Origin of the sequence: Pseudomonas sp. W15Feb34 (genome assembly GCF_023127765.1) — a bacterium.
Lineage (GTDB): Bacteria > Pseudomonadota > Gammaproteobacteria > Pseudomonadales > Pseudomonadaceae > Aquipseudomonas > Aquipseudomonas synxantha_A.
In genome coordinates, this window is record NZ_SPKN01000009.1 from 87,998 (window position 1) to 110,472 (window position 22,475).

20 protein-coding genes are annotated in these 22,475 nt (G+C 61.0%); 5 read left to right on the plus strand and 15 right to left on the minus strand.

Annotation, left to right across the window (positions count from 1 at the left end; genetic code table 11):
• Positions 1-36: 36 nt before the first annotated feature.
• The 11 genes from E4O97_RS04395 to E4O97_RS04445 form a co-directional block, all read right to left on the minus strand.
• Positions 37-528 (minus strand): DUF2878 domain-containing protein, encoded by a 492-nt coding sequence (locus tag E4O97_RS04395; RefSeq protein WP_078820240.1) that lies wholly within the window; start codon positions 526-528, stop codon positions 37-39.
• Positions 521-1,792, minus strand: a complete 1,272-nt coding sequence (locus E4O97_RS04400) for a cyclopropane-fatty-acyl-phospholipid synthase family protein (protein WP_078820241.1) — start codon at positions 1,790-1,792, stop codon at positions 521-523. Before E4O97_RS04400 ends, E4O97_RS04395 begins: the two co-directional genes overlap by 8 nt.
• Positions 1,779-2,588 (minus strand): DUF1365 domain-containing protein, encoded by an 810-nt coding sequence (locus tag E4O97_RS04405; RefSeq protein ID WP_032877996.1) that lies wholly within the window; start codon positions 2,586-2,588, stop codon positions 1,779-1,781. The genes E4O97_RS04400 and E4O97_RS04405 overlap by 14 nt, the downstream gene beginning before the upstream one ends.
• Positions 2,585-3,832: an FAD-dependent oxidoreductase gene (locus E4O97_RS04410; protein ID WP_032877995.1), complete on the minus strand. Its 1,248-nt coding sequence runs from the start codon at positions 3,830-3,832 to the stop codon at positions 2,585-2,587. The genes E4O97_RS04405 and E4O97_RS04410 overlap by 4 nt, the downstream gene beginning before the upstream one ends.
• A complete protein-coding gene (locus E4O97_RS04415) occupies positions 3,829-4,611 on the minus strand; it encodes an SDR family NAD(P)-dependent oxidoreductase (RefSeq protein ID WP_032877994.1) in 783 nt (260 codons plus the stop codon). Before E4O97_RS04415 ends, E4O97_RS04410 begins: the two co-directional genes overlap by 4 nt.
• Entirely contained in the window at positions 4,608-5,030 is a 423-nt protein-coding gene (locus E4O97_RS04420; protein WP_032877993.1) for a nuclear transport factor 2 family protein, read from the minus strand. Before E4O97_RS04420 ends, E4O97_RS04415 begins: the two co-directional genes overlap by 4 nt.
• On the minus strand, positions 5,023-6,465 hold the full coding sequence (gene phrB / locus E4O97_RS04425; RefSeq protein WP_248134526.1) for a deoxyribodipyrimidine photo-lyase: 1,443 nt from the start codon (positions 6,463-6,465) through the stop codon (positions 5,023-5,025). The genes E4O97_RS04420 and phrB overlap by 8 nt, the downstream gene beginning before the upstream one ends.
• A complete protein-coding gene (locus E4O97_RS04430; protein WP_032877991.1) occupies positions 6,466-7,395 on the minus strand; it encodes a MerR family transcriptional regulator in 930 nt (309 codons plus the stop codon).
• A 3-nt stretch (positions 7,396-7,398) separates the two neighbouring features.
• Positions 7,399-8,358, minus strand: coding sequence for a DUF523 and DUF1722 domain-containing protein (locus E4O97_RS04435; protein WP_078820246.1), 960 nt, complete (start codon positions 8,356-8,358; stop codon positions 7,399-7,401).
• A gap of 111 nt (positions 8,359-8,469) precedes the next feature.
• Entirely contained in the window at positions 8,470-8,685 is a 216-nt protein-coding gene (locus tag E4O97_RS04440) for a TIGR02450 family Trp-rich protein (RefSeq protein ID WP_005784634.1), read from the minus strand.
• Entirely contained in the window at positions 8,682-9,668 is a 987-nt protein-coding gene (locus E4O97_RS04445; protein ID WP_032877989.1) for an FAD-dependent oxidoreductase, read from the minus strand. The genes E4O97_RS04440 and E4O97_RS04445 overlap by 4 nt, the downstream gene beginning before the upstream one ends.
• 212 nt (positions 9,669-9,880) lie before the next feature.
• Here E4O97_RS04445 and E4O97_RS04450 point away from each other — a divergent pair, with 212 nt between their 5' ends.
• Together E4O97_RS04450 and hemH are read left to right on the plus strand one after the other, a co-directional pair.
• Positions 9,881-10,780 carry a TIGR01777 family oxidoreductase gene (locus E4O97_RS04450; protein ID WP_032877988.1) on the plus strand — a complete coding sequence of 300 codons (900 nt, stop codon included), beginning with the start codon at positions 9,881-9,883 and terminating at the stop codon, positions 10,778-10,780.
• 14 nt (positions 10,781-10,794) lie between these two features.
• Positions 10,795-11,820: a ferrochelatase gene (gene hemH / locus E4O97_RS04455; protein ID WP_248160895.1), complete on the plus strand. Its 1,026-nt coding sequence runs from the start codon at positions 10,795-10,797 to the stop codon at positions 11,818-11,820.
• A gap of 127 nt (positions 11,821-11,947) precedes the next feature.
• Here the strand turns inward: hemH and E4O97_RS04460 are convergent, their stop codons facing one another.
• Together E4O97_RS04460 and algW are read right to left on the minus strand one after the other, a co-directional pair.
• Entirely contained in the window at positions 11,948-14,041 is a 2,094-nt protein-coding gene (locus tag E4O97_RS04460; RefSeq protein ID WP_248160896.1) for a TonB-dependent siderophore receptor, read from the minus strand.
• Positions 14,042-14,151: 110 nt separating this feature from the next.
• Positions 14,152-15,312 (minus strand): Do family serine endopeptidase AlgW, encoded by a 1,161-nt coding sequence (gene algW / locus E4O97_RS04465; RefSeq protein ID WP_005784639.1) that lies wholly within the window; start codon positions 15,310-15,312, stop codon positions 14,152-14,154.
• Positions 15,313-15,413: 101 nt separating this feature from the next.
• Here algW and E4O97_RS04470 point away from each other — a divergent pair, with 101 nt between their 5' ends.
• The 3 genes from E4O97_RS04470 (at position 15,414) to cysN (ending at position 19,257) form a co-directional block, all read left to right on the plus strand.
• Positions 15,414-16,172: a Nif3-like dinuclear metal center hexameric protein gene (locus E4O97_RS04470; protein ID WP_032877985.1), complete on the plus strand. Its 759-nt coding sequence runs from the start codon at positions 15,414-15,416 to the stop codon at positions 16,170-16,172.
• Positions 16,173-16,431: 259 nt separating this feature from the next.
• Positions 16,432-17,349, plus strand: coding sequence for a sulfate adenylyltransferase subunit CysD (gene cysD, locus E4O97_RS04475; RefSeq protein WP_005784641.1), 918 nt, complete (start codon positions 16,432-16,434; stop codon positions 17,347-17,349).
• A 9-nt stretch (positions 17,350-17,358) separates the two neighbouring features.
• Positions 17,359-19,257 carry a sulfate adenylyltransferase subunit CysN gene (gene cysN, locus E4O97_RS04480; protein WP_005784642.1) on the plus strand — a complete coding sequence of 633 codons (1,899 nt, stop codon included), beginning with the start codon at positions 17,359-17,361 and terminating at the stop codon, positions 19,255-19,257.
• Between the two features lie 193 nt (positions 19,258-19,450).
• Here the strand turns inward: cysN and E4O97_RS04485 are convergent, their stop codons facing one another.
• Both E4O97_RS04485 and pta read right to left on the minus strand, forming a co-directional pair.
• The gene (locus E4O97_RS04485; RefSeq protein WP_078820252.1) at positions 19,451-20,350 is read right to left on the minus strand and encodes an acyltransferase; all 900 of its coding nucleotides are present in this window, start codon (positions 20,348-20,350) and stop codon (positions 19,451-19,453) included.
• Complete coding sequence (pta, locus tag E4O97_RS04490) at positions 20,351-22,450, minus strand: phosphate acetyltransferase (RefSeq protein WP_078820253.1); 2,100 nt, start codon at positions 22,448-22,450, stop codon at positions 20,351-20,353. It lies immediately after the preceding gene.
• Between the last annotated feature and the right edge of the window lie 25 nt (positions 22,451-22,475).

The window sequence follows — 22,475 nt, forward strand, 5'->3', positions numbered from 1 at the left end:
AAGTGCGTTAAACGTGTATGAATGCTCGGACAAGCGTCAGTGTTCTAGCTTGCGCGCGAGCCCGTGCAGCAAGGGGAACAGCATGGCCCATAACAACGCCAGACCGGTCAGAGTGGCTGCCGTGCCGTAGCCAAAACCCACACCGGCCAATTGGCTGCCGGCGTAATAAGACAAAGGCCCACCCACTGCGCCCAACAGGCCGGCCAGCCACCAGGGCCGTGCACTCCAGGCCAGGCAATGGCGCAGGGTCGTGGCCAGCAGTGCCCACAGTACGATCAACCAGAATGGAATCAACGGCCCAGGCTCGCTGAAGTGGAAAACGCCCAGGGTGCGCAACAGCGTGTCCAGCAGTGTGCCCGCCAGTGTCACGTTGAGCACGAGCATGCCGTCATCCGCCGGCGAACTTATCCACAGCAGATGCACGCCCAGTGCCGCCAAACCCACCAGCAGCCATGGGCTGTCGCCGCCGAGTACGCAGGCAAACCAGCCGCATTGGAACAGCGCGGCATTGGCCAGGGTTTTAAGCACTGAAGCGCCCAAGCAATGGCGGGTTGATCGCCGCGGGTTTGGCCAGCAGCAGTTGTGCGGTACCAATGGTGCGTTCCATAAACCCGCCTTCGCAATAGCACAGGTAGAACTCCCACAAACGCAGGAAATATTCGTCGTAGCCCAATTCCATGAGACGGCCATGGGCGCGGCGGAAGTTTTCATGCCACAGGCGCAGGGTACGGGCGTAGTGCAGGCCGAAGTCCTCCATGTGCAGCAGGTTCATGTCGGTGTCGCGGCTGACGATGTGCAGCATGTTCTGTACACAGGGCAGGGCGCCACCGGGGAAAATGTAGCGCTGGATGAAGTCGACGCTGCGCTTGGCCTGCTCAAAGCGCTGTTCGCGAATGGTGATGGCTTGCAGCAGCATCAGGCCGTTGGGCTTGAGCAAGTGCGCACATTGTTTGAAATAGGTCGGCAGGAACCGATGGCCCACCGCTTCGATCATCTCGATCGACACCAGCTTGTCATACTCGCCGGTGAGGTCGCGGTAATCGCTGAGCAGCAAGGTCACTTGATCTTGCAGGCCCTGCGTCTGGATGCGTTTTTCGGTGTAGGCGAATTGCTCCTTGGACAGGGTCGTGGTGGTGACCTTGCAGCCGTAATGCTGCGCCGCATACAACGCCATGCTGCCCCAGCCGGTGCCGATTTCCAGCAGATGGTCGCTGGGCTTGAGCGCCAGTTTCTGGCAGATGCGCTCCAGCTTGTTCAGTTGCGCTTGTTCCAGGCTGTCATCGGGTGTCAAAAACTGCCCCGCCGAGTACATCATGGTCGGGTCGAGAAACTCTTCGAACAGGTCGTTGCCCAGGTCGTAATGGGCGGCGATGTTTTTCTGCGAGCCCTTGCGTGTGTTGCGGTTGAGCCAGTGCAGGCCTTGGGTGAACGGGCGGGCCATGCGTGCCAGGCCACCTTCCATGGCGTCGAGCACTTCCAGGTTGCTGACCATCACCCGGACCACGGCGGTGAGGTCGGGACTGGTCCAGTAACCATGGATAAACGCCTCGCCGGCGCCGATCGAACCATTGGCGGCCACCAGGCCCCATACCGCCGAGTCGAGAATCTGAATTTCGCCTAACAGGTGCGCTTCCCGCGCGCCGAACACTTGTCGCTCGCCGTCTTCGATCACCACCAACTGGCCGTGACGCAGTTGGCTGAGCTGGCGCAGCACCGCCTTGCGCAACAGCGCAGCGGTCATGCCATTGACGTTCAGGCGGTTAGCCTTGACCGATAAACTAGGGTGTTTCATGGCGGCGATCCTTGGTGTACCCGACTGCGGTGCGAGAGGCGCCATCGGCGGCCCGGTGGGAAAAAATCGGTGTGCGCTTGAGCAGCAGGCGCAAGGCTTGCCAGTAGATTGCCAGGCAGGTCTTGGCGGTCATCCAGGGGAAACGCCACAAATATTGATGCAGGCTTGCGCGGCTGAGTGAGTGTTTTTCCAGGCTCAAGGTGGCGTCGAAAACCTTTTGCGTGCCCTGCCAGTCGGCCATGTGCACGCCGAGCCGGGCAGATGGAGGGCTGAAACTCATGCGATATTCCAGGTCGCGCGGTAAGAAGGGCGACACATGGAACCCCTTGGCCACGGCGAAGTGCTGATGCTCATCGGCGTCGAGGGGCTGGGCCGGCAGCACGTAGTGATAGCGCTCGCGCCATGGCGTGTTGGTCACTTCACACAGAATCGCGGCCAACTGCCCGTCGGCCTCGAAGCAGTAGAAGAAACTCACCGGGTTAAACGCCAGGCCCCAACTGCGGGCCTGGGTCAGCAGGCAGATAGCGCCCTGGGGTGTACGCCCCAGAGCTTTGCCGACTTCGTGGCGCACGGCATCGCTCAAGCTCATGCCGTGGCGCGTGAGTTCACGCAGGTAATCCTGCTGGCGAAAGCCGAAAGGCGCCAGGCGACCAGTGCCGGCCAGGGGTGAAAGCCCGAGCACCGCATCCTGTTCGCTGAGGTCCAGATACAGCAGGCCGATGCGGTAGCGAAAAGCGTGGGCCCTGGGCGTAAACCGGCGATGGGCGATCCAGCCGCTATACAGGGCGCTGTTCACAGGCTTTCCCCGAACGCCTGGGCCACGCGCAGGGCACTGACCACGCCGTCTTCGTGGAAGCCGTTGGCCCAGTACGCGCCGCAGTAGAAGGTGTTGCGGGTGCCGTGCAATTCTTCCCAGCGTGCTTGAGCGGCCACGGCGGCCAGGCTGTACTGCGGATGGGCGTAGGTGTAGCGCGCGAGGATCTTCAACGGGTTGATCACTTGCGTCTGGTTGAGGCTGACACAAAACGTGGTGTCGCTGTCGATGCCCTGCAGGATGTTCATGTCGTAGGTGACGGCGGCCTGATTCTGCGAGTGGCCGGTCAGCCGGTAATTCCAACTGGCCCAGGCCAGCTCGCGGTCAGGCAGCAAGCGCGTGTCGGTGTGCAGCACTACGTCGTTGTCGGCGTAGGGTAGGGCGCCGAGGATCTCTTGTTCGGCCTGGCTCGGGTCGTCAAGCAATGCCAGGGCCTGATCACTGTGGCAGGCCAATACCACCCGGTCGAAGGTTTCGCTGCCGTACGGGCTGTGGATAACCACGCCATTGTCGGTGCGTTGCACTTTATGCACAGGGCAACCGAGGCGCACACGCTCGCGAAAACTGCGGGTCAGCGGTTCGATGTAGCTGCTTGAACCGCCTTCGATCACGCACCATTGCGGCCGGTTGTTGACCGACAACAAGCCGTGGTTCTTGAAGAAGCGCACGAAGAATTGCAGTGGGAAACCGAGCATGTCCGAAAGGGACATTGACCATATCGCAGCCCCCATTGGCACGATGTAGTGGCGGATAAACCTTTGGCCGTAACCGCCGGCTGCGAGGTAGTCACCGAGGGTCATCTCGGCACTGATACGCTGCTCTTGCAGGTCCAAAGGCGCCTGGCGGTTGAAGCGCAGGATATCGCGCAACATGCCCCAGAACCCGGGCGACAGAATATTGCGGCGTTGGGCAAACAAGCTGTTGAGGTTGTTGCCGTTGTACTCGAACCCGCTGCTTTGGTCACACACCGAAAAGCTCATTTCGGTGGGTTTGAACGTCACGCCGATCTGGCCCAGCAACTGGATGAAGTTGGGGTAGGTCCAGTCGTTGAACACAATAAAGCCGGTGTCCACGGCATAGCGTTCGCCCTCTACGGTAACGTGGACTGTGTGCGTGTGCCCGCCGATGCGGTCGCCCGCTTCGAACACCGTGATGTCGTGGCGGCGGCTGAGCAGGTAGGCGCTGGTCAGCCCGGCGATACCGCTGCCGACAATGGCGATCTTCACGGAATGTCCTTTTTCGGTGGCGGGCTGCGCAACATGCGCTTGCCGATGATCAATTGCGCGCGGTTAGGCAACTTCGACAGCGGCCACAGGGTGGCAATGAACATGGCCGGGAAGGCAATTTCCAGCGGGCGTTTCTCCAGTTTCGCAAAGATGTGCCGCGCCGCCTTGTCGGCGGACCAGCTCAGGGGCATCGGGAAGTCATTGCGTTCGGTCAGCGGTGTGTCAACAAAGCCTGGGCTGATCACGGTGACGTCGATGTTTTCCGGTGACAGGCTGATGCGCAGGGACTCGAACAGGTAACGCAGGCCGGCCTTGGATGCGCCATAGGCTTCGGCGCGTGGCATCGGCAGGTAAGTCACGGCGCTGGCCACGCCCACCAGGTGCGGGGTACGCCCGGCGCGCAACAGCGGCAGCGCGGCCTCGATGCAATAACTGCTGGCCAACAGATTGGTACGCACCACATGTTCGATGATCGAAGCGTCAAATTGCCGGGCGTCGACATATTCACAGGTGCCGGCATTGAGGATCACCGTGTCCAACTCACCCCAGACCTGGGCGATGTGTTCACCGATCTCGCGCACGGTCTGGCTGTCGGTCAGGTCGCCGGCCACCACCAGCACTTGCCCCGGATAACGGTGGGCGAGTGCTTCCAGCGGGCCTTTGGTGCGGGAACTAAGGGCCACATGGGCGCCACTGTTGAGCAGCTCTACGGCCAATGCGGCGCCGATGCCACTGCTGGCGCCGGTTAGCCAATAACGGCGGGGCGATGCAAGGCTCATCCCATTCTCCTTTTCAGCCAACTGATGACGCGGCCGAGAATCGGCACATGTTCATAAAGCAGTGCGCCCGCATCGAAGTAATCGCGATGCCGGTAGACCTTGTCGCGCCACATCAAGTGGGAACAGCCCTCTACCCGGATCATCTTGCCTGCGGCCAGGCGCGGATGACGAAAACTCATGATCCAGCGCAGGTAGCCTTCGCCTTCGGCCGTCTGGTCGATACCCTGAAACTCGAAATCCAGTTGGCTGACGTTGCTGTATAGCTGAGCGAAATAACGCTGCAGTTCGGGCAGCCCATGGACTTCATGCAGCGGGTCGGCAAATACAATGTCATCACTGTACAAACTGCCAAGCAGGTGCAGGTTGTGCTTGTCCAGCGTAGTGAAGGCTTCGGCGAAGCGGCGCAGGAAGTCACTCATGATCGGCCATCTCCTGACGTGAAGGCAGGCGGCGAAAGGCAGCCAATGCGCGTTCCCGAGAGGCTTTGAGGTCGACGATGGCGCAGGGGTAATCCGCCACGCCAAACAAACCGCCAGCCGCTGCCGGGTGATGCACTTCTTTTTTATTCAGCGTGGCCAGTTCCGGCAGCCAGCGCTTGATGAAAATGCCGTCGCCGTCGAATTTCTCCGATTGGCTCAACGGGCTGAAAATCCGGAAATACGGTGCCGAGTCGGTACCGGTCGATGAGCTCCACTGCCAACCGCCATTATTGGCCGCCAGGTCGCCGTCGATCAGGTGGCGCATAAAAAAGCGCTCGCCTTCGCGCCAGTCGATCAGCAGGTTCTTGGTCAGGAACATCGCCACCACCATGCGCAGGCGGTTGTGCATCCAGCCGGTTTCCAGCAATTGGCGCATGGCCGCGTCGATGATCGGCAAGCCCGTGCGCGCCTGTTGCCAGGCCGCGAGGTCTTCGGGGGCATTGCGCCAGGCCAGCGCTTCGGTTTCCGGGCGAAAGGCGCGGTGGCGGGACACCCGTGGGTAGCCGACCAGAATGTGTTTATAGAACTCGCGCCATAGCAGCTCGTTGATCCAGGTGATGGCGCCGATGTCGCCGCTTTCGAACTCGCCCTGATTGGTTTGCAGCGCAGCGTGCAGGCACTGGCGCGGCGAAACCACACCGGCGGCGAGGTAGGCCGAAAGCTGGCTGGTACCGGGTTTGGCTGGGAAGTCGCGCTCGTCCTTGTAATAGCTGATCTGCTCGTCGGTGAAGGCGTCGAGGCGGCGGCGCGCCTCGTCTTCACCGGCTGGCCACAGGGCGCGCAAGGTTTCGCTGGGCGACTCGAAACCGTCGACCGTGGTCGGCACCGGATCGCTTTTCACGTCGAGCCTGGCCTGAGCTTTCGGCGTTGCCACCTGGCGCGGCAGGGCGCTGTGCAGGCGGTTGTAGCAAACCTTGCGAAACTGGCTGAACACTTGGAAATAGGTACCGGTCTTGGTCAGTACGCTACCGGGTTGGAAAAACAGTTGGTCCAGGTAGCTGTGAAACGTGATTCCCTGCGTTTGCAGCGTCTCTGCCACGCCAGCATCACGCTGGCTCTCGTGGATGCCGTATTCCTCGTTGACGTGCACAGACTCCACCGACAGTTCCCGGCACAGTTCGCTCAGTGCAGCGGGCGCCTGGTCCCAGGTCGCGGCGTAGCGGATCAATAAAGGGATGTTCAGTTCGCCCAGCGCCTGGCTCAAGTGCTGCAGGTTGCGCAGCCAGAAATCTATTTTGCACGGCGCGTCATCGTGGGCCAGCCACTGCTGGGGAGTGATCAGGTAAATGGCCGCGACGGGGCCACGCTGGCACGCAGCAGCAAGGGCCGTGTTGTCGTGCAGGCGCAAGTCGGTGCGCAGCCAGATCAGATGCATTTAGACGATTCCACGCTGGATCAATAATTGGTGGGCCGACAACGGGTCTTGCGCCATGAACAACTCAGGGATGTCGCGGGTGAGTACGGACAACTCGGCGTTGTGAATGCGCACCGTCGGGCCGGCAATCACTATTGGGCAACTGACGTCGCCCAATAGTTTTGTCAGTGTCGACAAATGGAGGGTCTTGCTCGAATACAACAGCACGGCGCGTGGTTGCAGGTGTTCCACCGCCAGGGCCAGTTCGCCGGCAGGCAGCGGCCAATCGAATACTTCCACCGGGCAGTCGGCGCTGCTCGCCAGCCAGGCGCTGAGCCACAGGTGCGGTTCCAGCGGTAAGTCGGAATGGTTGACCAGCAGCAGCGGCGCGCCGTGGAGTTGGCGATTGTTGTGATAAATCCGCGCGCCGAACTTGCTGCGCAGCCACGACAGGAAAAACGCCCGCTCCATCTGCGCGCCGAACTGGCCCTGCCACCGTTGTTCCAGCTCCTTGAGCAGCGGCAGCATCAATTGCTCGCACAAGGTGCGTGGCGGGTAGAGCGCCATGGCCTGGTTGAAGGCGTCATCGACCCGGCGTTCGGCCAGTTCGCTGATGGCATCCACCAAATGCTGGCGCAGGGCGTGCCACTCGTTTTCCATGGGCGCGGGGCTGGCCTGGGCTGAGTCGATCAAGCCTTTGACCTGACTGACCGGCACGCCTCGATTGAGCCAGGTGAGGATGGCGTGGATGCGTTGTACATGTTCGGCACTGAACAGCCGGTGCCCCTTGGGCGTGCGCTGGGGCACGATTAGGCCGTAGCGGCGCTCCCAGGCGCGCAGGGTCACGGCGTTGACGCCGGTCTGGCGCGCCACTTCGCGGATTGGCAACCAGCCGTTTTCAATGGCCAGGGCAATGTCTTCGCCGGGTTCGTCAAGCAGGGCAGCTTTCATGGGTTATATCGCATTACGCAGGCTGAGGTTTTCCGGGTGCGGTTGCAGGTAGGCCTGCTGCGCGATGTAACGGTCCGGATGTTGGCGAAAGTGATGCTTGAGCAGGGTGAGTGGCACTACCAGCGGCACGATGCCTTGACGGTACTGGCCGATCACGGTTTGCATTTCCTGTTTGTCATCGGCGCTGATGACCTGCTTGAGGTAGCCGCTGATGTGTTGCAGCACATTGCTGTGCGTGCCGCGGGTGGCGCACTTCTTCAGGCCCGTCATCAGCTCGCCGAAGTAGCCGTGGGCCAGAGCCTGGAGATCGACGTCCTTGCCCATGCTGCCGAGCAAATGGCCCAGGCTTTTGTAATGCGCCGGGCTGTGGGCCATCAGCAGGTACTTGTAGCGCGAGTGAAACGTCAGCAAGCCGTGGCGGGTGAGCCCCTCGGCCAGCAGTTGTTGCCAGCTGGCATACACGAATACGCGGGTCAGGAAGTTTTCCCGCAACACAGGGTCGTTCAGCCGGCCGTCTTCTTCTACCGGCAGGTTAGGGTGACGCGCACAAAACGCCTGGGCGTAAATGCCGCGGCCGCCACCGTCAACGGGCGTGCCGTTGGCGCGGTACACCTTGACCCGCTCCAGGCCGCACGATGGCGACTTCTGCATGAAGATATAACCGCACAGGTCTGGGTGTGCCTGGGCCATTTGCTGGCCGTAGTCGTGCAGTGGCTGCGTGACGTTGAGTTCACGGTTTACCGTGCCAACGGCTTGCGGCTGCGCAGGGTCGCCTACCAGCCGGATTGGCTCGCGGGGGATGCCCATGCCGATGGCAACTTCCGGGCACAACGGCACGAAGTCGAAGTAGTCGCTGAGTGTCTGGGTGCACAGCAGCGACTGTTTATGCCCACCGTTAAAGCGCACGTTTTCGCCAAGGAGGCAGGCGCTGATGGCGATCTTCGGTTTTGTACTACTCGACATACCCAAAACCTCTGCAATAATCCTGTACAACTTATAAAGTTTGTACAACTACGTCTCATCATAGATTCGATGTTGTACAAGTCAAATAGTTTGTATAGGTTTTTTGCAGCGTTACTTCCAGCCGATTTTCCAGCACTCGGCGTTTTGCAGGGTCTGCCATGGCAGGCGTTCGGCACGGTGGGTCAGCACCGCTTGCAGCTCGATTTCCAGCACCGTGCCTTCGTCATCACGAAACAACTCGGTGACCAAAAAGTGTTTTTCCTTGTTGCGTGGCTGTGCTGCCGTCCATTTCGACAGCAGCAGCTTGCTGGGGTTGAGGCGGTTCATTGCAGGTGTGCGATCAAGCGTCGTGCCGCTTCCTGGCCACTGAGCCAGGCGCCTTCCACCCGGCCCGAAAGGCACCAGTCGCCGCAGACGAACAGGCCCAGGTCGGCATCGGCCAGTACGCCGAACTCATGGCTGCCCGACGGGCGAGCGTAGAGCCAGCGGTGTGCCAGGCTGAATGACGGCGCGGGCATGGCGCTGTGCAGCAGTTCGGCGAAGGCGCCGTGCAAGTGCTCGATTACCGCTTCCTTGGGCAGGTCCAGGTGCGCCTTGCTCCAGGCGCTGGTGGCGTGCAGCACCCAGGTGTCGAGGGTGGTGTCGCGCCCGGGTTTGCTGCGGTTGCGCGCCAGCCAGTCAAGGGGGCTGTCTTGCACGAAGCAGCCCTCCATCGGTGTATCCAGGGGCTTGTCGAAGGCCAGCGCAATGGCCCAGGTCGGGTCCATTTTCACCCCGGCGGCGGCACTTGCCAGCTTGGGGGCAGCGGCCAGCAGGGCAGTGGCCTGAGGGGCCGGTGTGGCGATGATCACATGGCTGAAGGGGCCGTGACTCTCACCGTCGGCGTCGAGCAGGTTCCAGTGCTGTGTGCCCTGGAACACCTCGGTGATGCGGCAACCGAACTCCACCGGCAGGTCATCGAGCAGTGCGCGGGTGATCGCGCTCATGCGCGGTGTACCGACCCAGCGGATCTGTTCATCGGGGGAAGGCGTCAGTTGGCCGGACTTGAAGTTGTACAGCTGGGGCTTCCACTGTTCGGCCCAGCCATTGCTTTGCCAGCGCTGCACTTCGTTGACGAAGCGCCGGTCGCGGGCGGTGAAGTATTGCGCGCCCATGTCCAGCGCGCCGGCATCGCTGCGCTTGCTGGACATGCGGCCACCGCTGCCGCGGCTTTTATCGAAGAGTTGTACGGTGTGGCCCGCGTCTTTTAACGCTCGGGCGGCGGAGAGACCGGCTATGCCGGTGCCGATGATCGCGATGGGGACAGTCATGGGAGGCCTCGTTTTACCGTTGGGTACAGACTACGCCGACACCAATAGCTGTACAATATTGTTTTTTGGTATAAGTTTTGGCGTGCCTGATTGTGTGGCGTGACCTATGGTTAAGCTCAGGCTTGAACGCGCGTCACGCTCGATTATCAAATTGATCCCTGCTTATAAAATAGACCAGTGAGCGGCGGCGAACGTTACATGAGGAGAGTCCCATGCATATTTTGCTGACCGGCGGTACCGGCCTGATTGGCCGTCAACTTTGCCAACACTGGCTCGCCCAGGGTCATCGCCTGACGGTGTGGAGCCGGCAACCGGAAACGGTCGCCAGGGTCTGCGGCGCACAGGTGCTTGGGGTGGCTCGCCTGCAAGAGGTGATTGGCGCGGTGGACGCGGTGGTCAACCTTGCGGGTGCACCCATCGCTGACCGGCCCTGGACCCACAAGCGCAAGGCATTGCTGTGGAGCAGCCGCATCAACCTCACCGAAACCCTGCTGGCCTGGATCGACAGCCTGGAGCAGAAACCGGCGGTACTGATCTCCGGCTCCGCAGTGGGCTGGTATGGCGACGGCGGCGAGCGCGAATTGACCGAAGCCAGCGGGCCAGTGCTGGACGATTTTCCCAGCCAGTTGTGTATTGCCTGGGAAGAAACCGCCCAACGTGCCGAAGCCCTGGGCGTTCGCGTGGTGCTGGTGCGCACCGGCCTGGTGCTGTCGGCGCAGGGCGGCTTTTTGTCGCGCCTGTTGCTGCCCTTCAAACTGGCGCTGGGCGGGCCGATCGGTAACGGTCGGCAGTGGATGCCATGGGTGCATATCAAGGATCAAATCGCCCTGATTGATTTTCTTCTGCACAAGACTGACGCCAGCGGTCCTTATAATGCCTGCGCGCCACACCCGGTGCGTAATCGCGAGTTTGCCAAGACCCTCGGCCAGGTGTTGCACCGCCCGGCGTTCATGCCGATGCCGGCGTTTGCACTGAAGGTTGGCCTGGGCGAATTGTCTGGTTTGTTGCTGGGCGGGCAGAAGGCCTTGCCTGAACGGCTGCTGGCGGCGGGTTTCACTTTCCAGTTCACTGAGTTGCGTGCGGCTCTGGACGACCTGTCCAGCCGCCTCTAAAGATAGGATGTTGCATGACCGATCACGCGTTGTTACTGGTCAACCTGGGTTCGCCAAAGTCCACTTCGGTGGCTGATGTGCGCAGCTACCTCAATCAGTTCCTGATGGACCCTTATGTGATCGACCTGCCATGGCCGGTGCGGCGTTTGCTGGTGTCGCTGATCCTGATCAAGCGCCCTGAGCAGTCTGCCCATGCTTATGCGTCGATCTGGTGGGATGAGGGCTCGCCGTTGGTGGTCTTGAGCCGTCGTCTGCAACAGCAGATGACGGCGCAGTGGACCCAGGGCCCTGTGGAACTGGCAATGCGTTATGGCGAGCCGTCGCTGGAAATCACCCTGACACGGTTGGCCGCCCAGGGTATCGGCAAGGTGACACTGGCGCCGCTGTATCCGCAATTTGCCGACAGCACCGTGACCACGGTGATAGAAGAAGCCAGACGCGTGGTGCGCGACAAGAAACTCGCTATCCAGTTTTCGATCCTGCAGCCTTTTTACGACCAACCCGAGTACCTCGATGCTCTGGTAACCAGCGCACGCACTTACCTGGAGCAGGATTTCGATCACTTGCTGCTCAGTTTCCATGGCCTGCCCGAGCGCCATCTGAAAAAGCTCGACCCTACCGGCGGGCATTGCTTCAAGGATGCCGACTGCTGCAAGAACGCATCGCCAGAGGTGCTCGCCACCTGCTATCGCGCCCAATGCTTCAGCGTCGCCCGGGATTTTGCCGCGCGTGCCGGTTTGCCCGATGGCAAGTGGTCGGTGGCGTTTCAATCGCGCCTTGGCCGGGCCAAGTGGATCGAGCCCTACACCGAGGCCCGCCTGGAGGCGCTGGCCCAGCAGGGCGTGAAGAAGCTGCTCGTGATGTGCCCGGCGTTTGTCGCCGACTGCATCGAGACCCTGGAAGAAATTGGTGATCGCGGGCGGGAGCAGTTCCGCGAGGCGGGGGGCGAGGAGTTGGTGTTGGTGCCGTGCTTGAATGATGACCCGCAATGGGCGGCGGCGCTCAATACCCTGTGCGAACGAGCGCCCGTTGCCTTGTAGTCAAGCCTTGCGGTGACTCAAATGTGGGAGGGGGCTTGCTCCCGATGGCGGTGGATCAGTGACAGATATACTGCCTGATACTCTGCTATCGGGAGCAAGCCCCCTCCCACATTCAGTTCCATGCTCGTCAGAGATTGAGGGTCAGGCTGACGGTGAGGTTGCGCGGTTCACCGGGGTTGGTCCAATAGCGGCTGTAGGAGCGCTCGTAGTACTTCTCATCGAACAGGTTATTCAGGTTCAGCCCCACGGTGACATTCTTCGTGGCCTTGTAGTGGGCCAGTAAATCCACGGTGTGGTAGGCCGGCAGTTCGAAGCCTGTGCCCGCCTCACCGGAACGGTCACCCACATAAGTAAACGCCGCCCCCAGGTCTGAGCCGCGCAACGCCCCATCCTGGAATTCATAAACGCCCAACAGACTGCCGCTGCGCTTGGCGACCCCGAGAATGCGACTGCCCGTGGGGATGGCTTTGTCGCCCTTGGTCACTTCGGCGTCGATATAGGCCAGTGCGCCAATCACGCGTATGGCGTCGGTCACTTGCCCGGTCACCTGCAGGTCAAACCCCTGGCTGCGCGCCTTGCCAATGGCGCGGTCGGTGTTGGTTGCCGGGTCCAGGGTGAGGACGTTTTCCTTTTCGATATGGAAGGCCGCGAGCGTCGCGCTGAGGCGCTCGTCAAACAGCTCGCTCTTGATACCCACCTCATAGCCCACGCCTTCTTCTGGCTTGAAGGATTTGCCGCCGGCATCCAGGCCGCTGTTTGGCTTGAACGAGGTGGATGCGTTGGCAAATACCCCGACTTGTGGTGTGAGCTGATAGAGCAGACCGGCGCGTTGGGTCAGGGCGTCGTGAGTCTGGCGGCTCTTGGCGTGGTTGCGGGCGAAGTTGTCGGTGCTCTGTTCGAAGTGCTCGAAGCGCGCACCGATCATGCCCCGCAGACGGTCGGTGAAGATGATCTGGTCTTGCAGGTTCAGCGCGTGGCTTTTGGTCTGTTCGAAGAAGTCGGTGCCGGAGCGTGCGCCATTGGGTTTGGCCTGGCCGTAGACCGGTTTATAGATGTCGATAAGGTAGTCGCCGCCAATCGCCGTCACGCGTTCCTTTTTACGGTAATCCTCGTATTCGGTGCCGATCAGCAGTTCATGCTGCCAGCTGCCGATATCGAACAGGCCGCGCAGTTCCAACTGGGTGATGCTGTCATGCCAACCGGTGGAGCGTTCACGGTAGCGACGGCTGAGGGTGTGGCCATCCCCTTTCAATGCACGGCTTTCCGACGCATCGCCCCACAGGCTGCCCTGCTTGTAGTGGCTGGCCAGGCGCAGCTTCCAGGCGTCGTTGAGGTGGTGTTCCAGCGCGGCCTGGATGCGGTTGTTGTGGTTGCGGATATTGCCGTCGTTGGGCTCGCCGAGAAAGGTGGAATGGGACATGCCAGTATCGGCGACGATGCCCCGGTCGAAGGTGGAGCTGTGGCGCACGAATTCGCTTTCGACCAGCAACTGAGTGTCCGGGGTCAACTGCCAACTGAACGACGGCGCGACGAACACTCGTTTAGCGTCCACGTGATCGCGGAAACTGTGCTTGTCTTCAACCGCCAGGTTCACCCGCGTCAGTACGCGTCCCTCGCTGTCCAGCGGCGTATTCACATCCAGCGCAGTGCGGTAGCGGTCCCAACTACCACCACTGGTTTGCAAGGTGGTGAACGCTTCGGGCTGGGGTTTCTTGGTGACGATGTTCACCGTGCCGCCAGGATCGCCACGCCCATACAAGCTGGCGGCGGGGCCTTTGAGAACTTCAATGCGTTCGATATTTGCCGCGTCCGGCGTACTGGGGTAACCGCGGTTGGCGCTGAAACCGTCCTGGTAGAACTCAGACGTGGTGAAGCCGCGCACGCTGTATTCGTAGAGGGTCAGGCCACCGAAGTTGTTTTGCTTGGATACGCCGCCGGCAAATTCCAGGGCGCGCTCCACGCTGGTACTGCCCAGGTCCTTGAGCACCGTGGCGGGGATCACGCTGATCGATTGCGGTATGTCGCGAAGGGCGGTATCCGTTTTGGTGGCACTGGCAGAGCGGGTGGCGCGATAGCCTTGGACCGGGCCTGTGGCGGACTCATACGCCTCGGAGGTTACGCTGATGGTGTCCAGTTCCAGGGTGTTTTCTTCGGCGTAGGCAGGGTCGAGCAGCAAACCCAAGGCCAGGCCGGCCAAGGGCACAAACTTTCGAGACGGCATGATAGAGCGTTCCAATAGCGATATTGAAACAATATAACATGCCCAATGAGAATGAGTCGCCGCAAAAGTGGCCTTGCATGTGCCCGCGGACGGGCACTTGGGCGTATCGGCTACTGCTCTTCTTTTATCGGTGCGGTCGCCGGTGGCGGACGCAGGCCGATTTCCGCCGAGAGCTTGATCTCCTTGCCGTTACGCATGACCAGGATCGCCACCTTGTCGGTCGGCTTTATCCGCGCTACCTGGTTCATCGACTTGCGGCCATCACCGGCCGGTGCACCGTCGATGCTGAGGATTACATCGCCCAACTCCAGGCCGGCTTTCTGTGCCGGGCCATCGCGGAAGATCCCGGCGACCACGATGCCTGGGCGTCCGGTCAGGCCAAACGACTCGGCCAGTTCCTTGGTCAAGGGTTGCACTTCAATGCCCAGCCAGCCGCGAATGACCTGGCCGTGTTCGATGATCGACTTCATCACTTCCATCGCCAGCTTCACCGGGATCGCAAAACCGATGCCTTGGGAGCCGCCGGACTTGGAGAAAATCGCCGTGTTGATGCCGGTCAGGTTGCCATTGGCATCCACCAACGCACCGCCGGAATTGCCCGGGTTGATGGCTGCGTCGGTCTGGATGAAATCTTCGTAGCTATTAAGGCCCAACTGGTTGCGCCCGGTGGCGCTGATGATGCCCATGGTGACCGTCTGGCCCACGCCGAACGGGTTGCCGATCGCCAGTGCTACATCACCCACGCGCAACCCGTCGGAGCGACCGAGGGTGATCGATGGCAGGTTCTTCAAATCGATTTTCAGTACTGCGAGGTCGGTTTCCGGGTCGCTGCCCACCACACGGGCCAGGGTTTCGCGGCCATCACGCAGGGCGACCACGATCTGGTCGGCGCCGGTAGTCACGTGATTATTGGTGAGGATGTAGCCTTCGGGGCTCATGATTACCCCGGAACCCAGGCTCGACTCCATGCGGCGCTGCTTGGGGCCGTTGTCACCGAAATAGCGGCGAAACTGCGGGTCCTCGAACAGCGGGTGCGCCGGTTTGTTGATGACCTTGGTGGTGTACAGGTTGACCACCGCAGGGGCCGCAATGGTGACCGCGTCGGCATAGGTGACCGGGCCCTGCACCACCGTGTTGGTTTGCGGTGCTTGTTGCAGGTTCACATCCAGGGTAGGCAGGCCCACCCATTGGGGATAACGCTGAATAATCAGCATCGCGATCAGCACGCCAGCCAACAATGGCCATCCAAAAAAACGCAGTGCCTTGAGCATCAAGTAAGTCCTGACAGGTTGCAGGGGGCGGGCGAGCGCCCATAATGTCGCGCATTATACGAGGCTGCGATGCCTGCGAACCGGATATTTAGGAGTCTTTTATGGCCGTCCCTCTTACCACCCTCGTTGAGGAAGCCGACCGCTACCTTGGCAGTGCCAAAATTGCCGATTATTGCCCCAATGGCTTGCAGGTCGAGGGCCGCCCGCAGGTGATGCGCATCGTCAGCGGTGTGACCGCAAGCCAGGCGCTGCTGGACGCCGCCGTCGAAGCCGGGGCCGACCTGGTGCTGGTGCATCATGGTTATTTCTGGAAGGGCGAGAGCCCGTGTATCACCGGCATGAAGCAGCGCCGCCTGAGAACCCTGCTCAAGCACGACATCAGCCTATTGGCCTATCACCTGCCATTGGACCTTCACCCTGAGGTGGGCAATAACGTGCAACTGGCCAAGCAACTGGACATCACCGTCGAAGGCCCGTTGGACCCGAGCAACCCCAAGGTGGTCGGCTTGGTGGGGTCGCTGGCCGAACCTTTGTCACCGCGTGATTTCGCCCGCCGTGTGCAGGATGCAATGGGGCGCGAACCGCTGTTGGTCGAAGGCAGCCAGATGATCCGCCGCGTCGGCTGGTGCACCGGAGGTGGCCAGGGCTATATCGACCAGGCGATTGCCGCCGGGGTCGACCTGTACCTGAGCGGCGAGGCATCCGAGCAGACCTTCCACAGCGCCCGTGAAAACGACGTCAGCTTCATTGCTGCCGGTCATCACGCCACCGAGCGCTATGGGGTGCAGGCGTTGGGCGATTACCTGGCGCGACGCTTTGCCCTGGAGCATTTATTTATCGACTGCCCGAACCCGATCTGAGCCTTAGAGCGCGACTGAATGTGGGAGGGGGCTTGCTCCCGATGGCGATGGATCATTGAAATATGTACTAACTGACACACTGCTATCGGGAGCAAGCCCCCTCCCACACTTGAGTCTATTTGCGGCCAAACTGGTCGGTATATTCATATACCGTTTCGATCTAGATGGCGCCCTGAATAGAAGAAGGTGCTGTGCTAGCATGCCCCGCTCGAACACGGCCCGCCTGGCCGTCCATAAGATCGTTTTTCCGTGAGTAACCATGGTCGACAAACTGACGCATCTGAAACAGCTGGAGGCGGAAAGCATCCACATCATCCGCGAGGTCGCCGCCGAGTTCGACAACCCGGTGATGCTCTACTCGATCGGTAAAGACTCCGCCGTGATGTTGCACCTGGCACGCAAGGCTTTCTTCCCGGGCAAGCTGCCGTTCCCAGTGATGCACGTCGACACGCGCTGGAAATTCCAGGAAATGTACAAGTTCCGCGACAAAATGGTCGAAGAGCTTGGTCTGGACCTGATCACTCACGTCAACCCGGATGGTGTGGCGCAGGGTATCAACCCCTTCACCCACGGCAGCGCCAAGCACACCGATATCATGAAGACCGAGGGCCTCAAGCAAGCCCTGGACAAGCATGGTTTCGATGCAGCGTTCGGCGGCGCCCGTCGCGATGAAGAGAAGTCTCGTGCCAAAGAGCGCGTGTACTCGTTCCGCGACAGCAAGCACCGCTGGGACCCGAAGAACCAACGTCCGGAGCTGTGGAACGTTTACAACGGCAACGTCAACAAGGGCGAGTCGATCCGCGTGTTCCCGTTGTCCAACTGGACCGAGTTGGATATCTGGCAGTACATCTACCTGGAAGGTATCCCGATCGTGCCGTTGTACTTCGCCGCCGAGCGCGAAGTGATCGAGAAGAACGGCACGTTGATCATGATCGACGACGACCGCATCCTCGAACACCTGTCCGACGAAGACAAAGCCCGCATCGTCAAAAAGAAAGTCCGTTTCCGTACCCTTGGCTGCTACCCGTTGACGGGCGCGGTGGAGTCCGAAGCCGAGACGCTGACGGACATCATTCAGGAAATGCTCCTGACGCGAACTTCCGAGCGCCAGGGCCGGGTCATCGACCACGATGGCGCAGGCTCCATGGAAGATAAAAAACGTCAAGGCTATTTCTAAGGGGCTGTCATGTCGCATCAATCTGATTTGATCAGCGAGGACATCCTCGCCTACCTGGGCCAGCACGAGCGCAAAGAGATGTTGCGCTTCCTGACCTGCGGCAACGTCGACGACGGCAAGAGCACCCTGATCGGGCGCCTGCTGCACGACTCCAAGATGATCTACGAAGATCACCTGGAAGCCATCACCCGCGATTCGAAGAAGTCCGGCACCACCGGCGATGACATCGACCTGGCCTTGCTGGTCGACGGCCTGCAGGCCGAGCGTGAGCAGGGCATCACCATCGATGTTGCCTACCGCTACTTCTCCACCGCCAAGCGCAAGTTCATCATCGCCGACACCCCCGGCCATGAGCAGTACACCCGCAACATGGCCACCGGTGCGTCCACCTGTGACCTGGCGATTATCCTGATCGACGCCCGCTATGGCGTGCAGACCCAGACCCGTCGCCACAGCTTTATCGCCTCGTTGCTGGGCATCAAGCACATCGTGGTGGCCGTCAACAAGATGGACATCAACGGCTTTGACCAAAGCGTATTCGAGTCGATCAAGGCCGATTACCTGAAGTTCGCGGAAGGCATCGCGTTCAAGCCAAGTACCCTGGCCTTCGTGCCGATGTCGGCGCTCAAGGGCGACAACGTGGTGAACAAGAGCGAGCGTTCGCCCTGGTACACCGGCCAGTCGCTGATGGAGATCCTCGAGACCGTCGAGATCGCCAACGACCGCAACTACACCGACCTGCGTTTCCCGGTGCAGTACGTCAACCGCCCGAACCTGAACTTCCGTGGTTTTGCCGGCACTCTTGCCAGCGGCATCGTGCACAAAGGCGACGAAGTCGTGGTGCTGCCGTCACGCAAACGCAGCCGGGTCAAATCCATCGTCACCTTCGAAGGTGAGCTGGAGCACGCCGGCCCAGGCCAGGCCGTGACCCTGACCATGGAAGACGAGATCGATATCTCCCGTGGCGACCTGTTGGTGCATGCCGACAATGTGCCGCAAGTGACCGATGCGTTCGACGCCATGCTCGTGTGGATGGCTGAAGAGCCGATGCTGCCGGGCAAGAAATACGACATCAAGCGCGCTACCAGCTACGTGCCGGGCTCTATCACCAGCATCGTGCATCGCGTGGACGTGAACACCCTGGCCGAAGGCCCGGCGAGTTCGCTGCAGCTCAACGAAATTGGCCGGGTCAAGGTCAGCCTTGATGCCGCCATTGCGTTGGATGGCTATGACAGCAATCGCACCACCGGTGCCTTTATCGTCATCGACCGCCTGACCAATGGCACCGTGGCCGCGGGCATGATCATCGCGCCACCGGCCAGCCAGGGCGGTGCAGCGCAGCACGACAAATTGGCACACGTGGCCACTGAAGAACGTGCCCTGCGTTTCGGCCAGCAACCGGCCACCGTGTTGTTCAGCGGCTTGTCGGGTGCCGGCAAGAGCACGTTGGCCTATGCGGTTGAGCGCAAGCTGTTCGACATGGGGCGTGCGGTGTTCGTGCTGGACGGCCAGAACCTGCGGCATGACCTGAACAAAGGCTTGCCTCAGGACCGTGCCGGGCGTACCGAGAACTGGCGCCGTGCGGCTCACGTGGCGCGTCAGTTCAACGAAGCCGGTTTGCTGACCCTTGCGGCTTTTGTCGCGCCGGATGCCGAAGGCCGTGAACAGGCCAAGGCGCTGATTGGCAGTGATCGCCTGCTGACCGTCTATGTGCAGGCGTCGCCGCTGGTATGTGCCGAGCGTGATCCGCAAGGTTTGTACGCGGCCGGTGGGGATAACATCCCTGGCGAGTCCTTCCCGTACGACGTGCCGTTGAATGCCGACCTGGTGATCGATACCCAGGCCTTGTCGCTGGAAGACAGCGTCAAGCAAGTGCTGGAGTTGTTGCGTCAGCGCGGCGCGATCTAGGCTTTATTGCCGCACAAAAAAGCCCGCCACCGAGTGATCGGTGGCGGGCTTTTTACACATTCTCAAATGTGGACTCGGTCAATGTGGGAGCTGGCTTGCCTGCGATGGCGGACTGTCAGTTTATTTATCCTTAGCTGATCCACCGCTATCGCAGGCAAGCCAGCTCCCACATTGAATTGCATCCACATGCTGATCAGCGGCTGGCTGGAAAGTCTTTGTGCAACTGCTCCAGCAACGCATCCTTGTCTTCCCACAACCGGTTGATCCAGCCCTGGAACGCTAACCGGTACTCCCCATCCTGCTCATAATTCTTGCCAATGAATTCAGCCGGGATCTGCACCTCTTCAAAATGCACCACCACCTCCTTCACATTGCCGCACAGCAAATCCCAATAGCCTGGGCGCCCGGCAGGGTAATGGATGGTCACATTCACCAATGATTTGAGCTGCTCGCCCATGGCATCCAGCACAAACGCAATGCCGCCCGCCTTGGGTTTAAGCAGGTAGCGAAACGGTGACTGTTGCTGCGCATGCTTGCCCGGCGTAAAGCGTGTGCCTTCGGCAAAGTTGAAAATCCCCACGGGGTTGTCGCGAAACTTCGCACAGGTCTTGCGGGTGGTTTCCAGGTCCTTGCCTTTCTTTTCCGGGTGCTTCTCAAGATAAGCCTTGGTGTAGCGCTTCATGAACGGAAAGCCCAGTGCCCACCACGCCAGACCAATCACCGGCACCCAGATCAGCTCTTGCTTGAGGAAAAACTTCAGCGGGCGAATGCGCCGATTGAGCACGTATTGCAGCACCATGATATCGACCCAGCTCTGGTGGTTGCTGGTCACCAGATACGAATGCTGATAGTCCAGGCCTTCAAGGCCGCTTAGGTGCCAGCGTGTGCGGCGCACCAGGTTCATCCAGCCTTTGTTGTTGGTCACCCAGGCTTCGTGGGTGTGGTTCATCAGCCATTCGCTGAAGCGCTTGGCGAAGGGCAGTGCCTTGAACAGCGCGACAATAAACAGGAACGAGCACAGCAGGATCGTGTTCAGCGCCAGCAACAGCGAAGCGATCACCCCGCGTACGGCGGCAGGTAGAAAATCCAGCATTTAGATATCCATAGGTCGGTTGGCGGCTTGGATCGCAGTCAGCGCGATGGTGTACACGATGTCGTCTACCTGGGCGCCGCGCGGCAGGTCGTTGACCGGTTTGCGCAGGCCCTGGAGCATCGGCCCCAGGCTCACGCAATCGGCGCTGCGTTGCACGGCTTTGTAAGTGGTGTTGCCGGTGTTCAGGTCGGGGAACACGAACACCGTGGCCTTGCCCGCCACCTGGCTATTGGGCGCCAATTGCCGGGCCACGCTTTCATTGGCGGCGGCGTCGTATTGCAGCGGTCCGTCGATCAGCAGCGAGCCTTGCTGTTCGTGGGCGAGCAGGGTGGCTTCGCGGACTTTTTCCACTTCTTCGCCGCTGGCCGAATCACCGCTGGAGTAGCTGATCATCGCCACGCGTGGCGTGATGCCGAACGCGGCGGCGGAATCGGCGCTTTGCAAGGCGATTTCCGCCAGTTCCGCGGCGCTTGGGTGTGGGTTCATCACACAGTCGCCGTACACCAGCACCTGCTCGGGGAACAGCATGAAGAACACCGACGACACCAGGGTGCAGCCCGGCGCGGTCTTGATCAGTTGCAGGGCCGGGCGAATGGTATTGGCGGTGGAGTGGATGACGCCGGAGACCAGGCCGTCCACTTCGTCCAGGGCGAGCATCATGGTGGCGATCACCACTGTGTCTTCCAGCTGTTGCTCGGCCATTGGTGCGTTGAGGCTCTTGGTCTTGCGCAAGGCAACCATCGGCTCGACATAGCGCTGGCGAATCAGGTCCGGGTCAAGAATCTCCAGGCCCTCGGGTAGCTCGATACCCTGGGCACGGGCGACCGCTTCGACATCCGCCGGTTTGGCCAACAGCACGCAGCGGGCAATGCCTCGGGCCTGGCAGATGGCGGCGGCCTGCACCGTCAGCGGCTCGCTGCCCTCGGGCAACACGATGCGCTTGTTGGCGGCCTGGGCCCGTTGGATCAACTGGTAGCGGAACACCGCCGGCGACAGGCGCATCTCCCTGGGCGTGCCACACCGTTGGTGCAGCCAGCGTGCGTCGAGGTGGCTGGCGACGAAGTCGGTGATGATCTCCGCGCGCTCACGGTCATCGATGGGGATTTCCTTGTTGAGGCTATTGAGCTGGTTGGCGGTGTCGTAGGAGCCGGTGCTCACCGACAGCACTGGTAACCCGGCCTGGAAGGCGCCGCGGCACAGATCCATGATGCGCGGGTCGGGCAGGGTGTCGCTGGTCAGCAGCAGGCCGGCCAGCGGCACGCCGTTGATCGCGGCCAGGCTGACGGCGAGGATGATGTCGTCGCGATCGCCGGGGGTAACCACCAGGACGCCGGGCTTGAGCAGCTCTACGGTGTTGCGCATGGTACGGGCGCAAATGATGATCTTGGTCATGCGCCGGGTTTCATAGTCACCGGCGTTGAGGACCTGCGCACCCATCAGGTCGGCCACATCGCGGGTGCGCGGGGCATTGAGTTCGGGCTGGTAGGGGATGCAGCCAAGCAGGCGGAAATCGCCGCTGCGCAACAACGGCGAGTGCTCTTTAAGGCGCGCCGAGAATGCCTCCATGCTTTCGTCGGTGCGCACTTTGTTGAGGATCACGCCCAATACTTTCGGGTCTTTGGGGCCGCCGAACAGTTGGGCCTGCAATTCCACCCGGCCAGAGAGCTCGGTGAGCACTTCGTTCTCCGGCGCCGAGACCAGGATCACTTCCGCATCCAGGCTCTTGGCCAGGTGCAGGTTGACCCGCGCGGCGTAGCTGGCGCTGCGGGTCGGCACCATGCCTTCGACGATCAGCACGTCTTTGCCTACGGCGGCCTGCTGATACAGGGTGATGATTTCTTCAAGCAGCTCATCGAGTTGGCCGTCGCCGAGCATTCGCTCCACATGGGCCAGGCCCAGGGGTTGTGGTGGCTTCAGGCCGTGGGTACGTGCCACCAGCTCAGTGGAGCGCTCCGGACCGGTATCGCCCGGGTGTGGCTGGGCAATCGGTTTGAAGAAGCCGACTTTAAGGCCGGCCCGTTCCAGGGTGCGCACCAGCCCAAGGCTGATGGAGGTCAGACCCACACCAAAATCGGTGGGCGCGATAAAAAAAGTCTGCATGCGAATTCTCTGGAGGTGCATGGCT

Bases quoted from the DNA above. Each gene is read 5' to 3' on its own strand.
- E4O97_RS04400 (WP_078820241.1), bottom strand. From the start codon at position 1,792: ATGAAACACCCTAGTTTATCGGTCAAGGCTAACCGCCTGAACGTCAAT.
- E4O97_RS04415 (WP_032877994.1), bottom strand. From the start codon at position 4,611: ATGAGCCTTGCATCGCCCCGCCGTTATTGGCTAACCGGCGCCAGCAGT.
- E4O97_RS04420 (WP_032877993.1), bottom strand. From the start codon at position 5,030: ATGAGTGACTTCCTGCGCCGCTTCGCCGAAGCCTTCACTACGCTGGAC.
- phrB (WP_248134526.1), bottom strand. From the start codon at position 6,465: ATGCATCTGATCTGGCTGCGCACCGACTTGCGCCTGCACGACAACACG.
- E4O97_RS04430 (WP_032877991.1), bottom strand. From the start codon at position 7,395: ATGAAAGCTGCCCTGCTTGACGAACCCGGCGAAGACATTGCCCTGGCC.
- E4O97_RS04435 (WP_078820246.1), bottom strand. From the start codon at position 8,358: ATGTCGAGTAGTACAAAACCGAAGATCGCCATCAGCGCCTGCCTCCTT.
- E4O97_RS04440 (WP_005784634.1), bottom strand. From the start codon at position 8,685: ATGAACCGCCTCAACCCCAGCAAGCTGCTGCTGTCGAAATGGACGGCA.
- E4O97_RS04445 (WP_032877989.1), bottom strand. From the start codon at position 9,668: ATGACTGTCCCCATCGCGATCATCGGCACCGGCATAGCCGGTCTCTCC.
- E4O97_RS04450 (WP_032877988.1), top strand. From the start codon at position 9,881: ATGCATATTTTGCTGACCGGCGGTACCGGCCTGATTGGCCGTCAACTT.
- hemH (WP_248160895.1), top strand. From the start codon at position 10,795: ATGACCGATCACGCGTTGTTACTGGTCAACCTGGGTTCGCCAAAGTCC.
- E4O97_RS04460 (WP_248160896.1), bottom strand. From the start codon at position 14,041: ATGCCGTCTCGAAAGTTTGTGCCCTTGGCCGGCCTGGCCTTGGGTTTG.
- algW (WP_005784639.1), bottom strand. From the start codon at position 15,312: ATGCTCAAGGCACTGCGTTTTTTTGGATGGCCATTGTTGGCTGGCGTG.
- E4O97_RS04470 (WP_032877985.1), top strand. From the start codon at position 15,414: ATGGCCGTCCCTCTTACCACCCTCGTTGAGGAAGCCGACCGCTACCTT.
- cysD (WP_005784641.1), top strand. From the start codon at position 16,432: ATGGTCGACAAACTGACGCATCTGAAACAGCTGGAGGCGGAAAGCATC.
- cysN (WP_005784642.1), top strand. From the start codon at position 17,359: ATGTCGCATCAATCTGATTTGATCAGCGAGGACATCCTCGCCTACCTG.
- E4O97_RS04485 (WP_078820252.1), bottom strand. From the start codon at position 20,350: ATGCTGGATTTTCTACCTGCCGCCGTACGCGGGGTGATCGCTTCGCTG.
- pta (WP_078820253.1), bottom strand. From the start codon at position 22,450: ATGCAGACTTTTTTTATCGCGCCCACCGATTTTGGTGTGGGTCTGACC.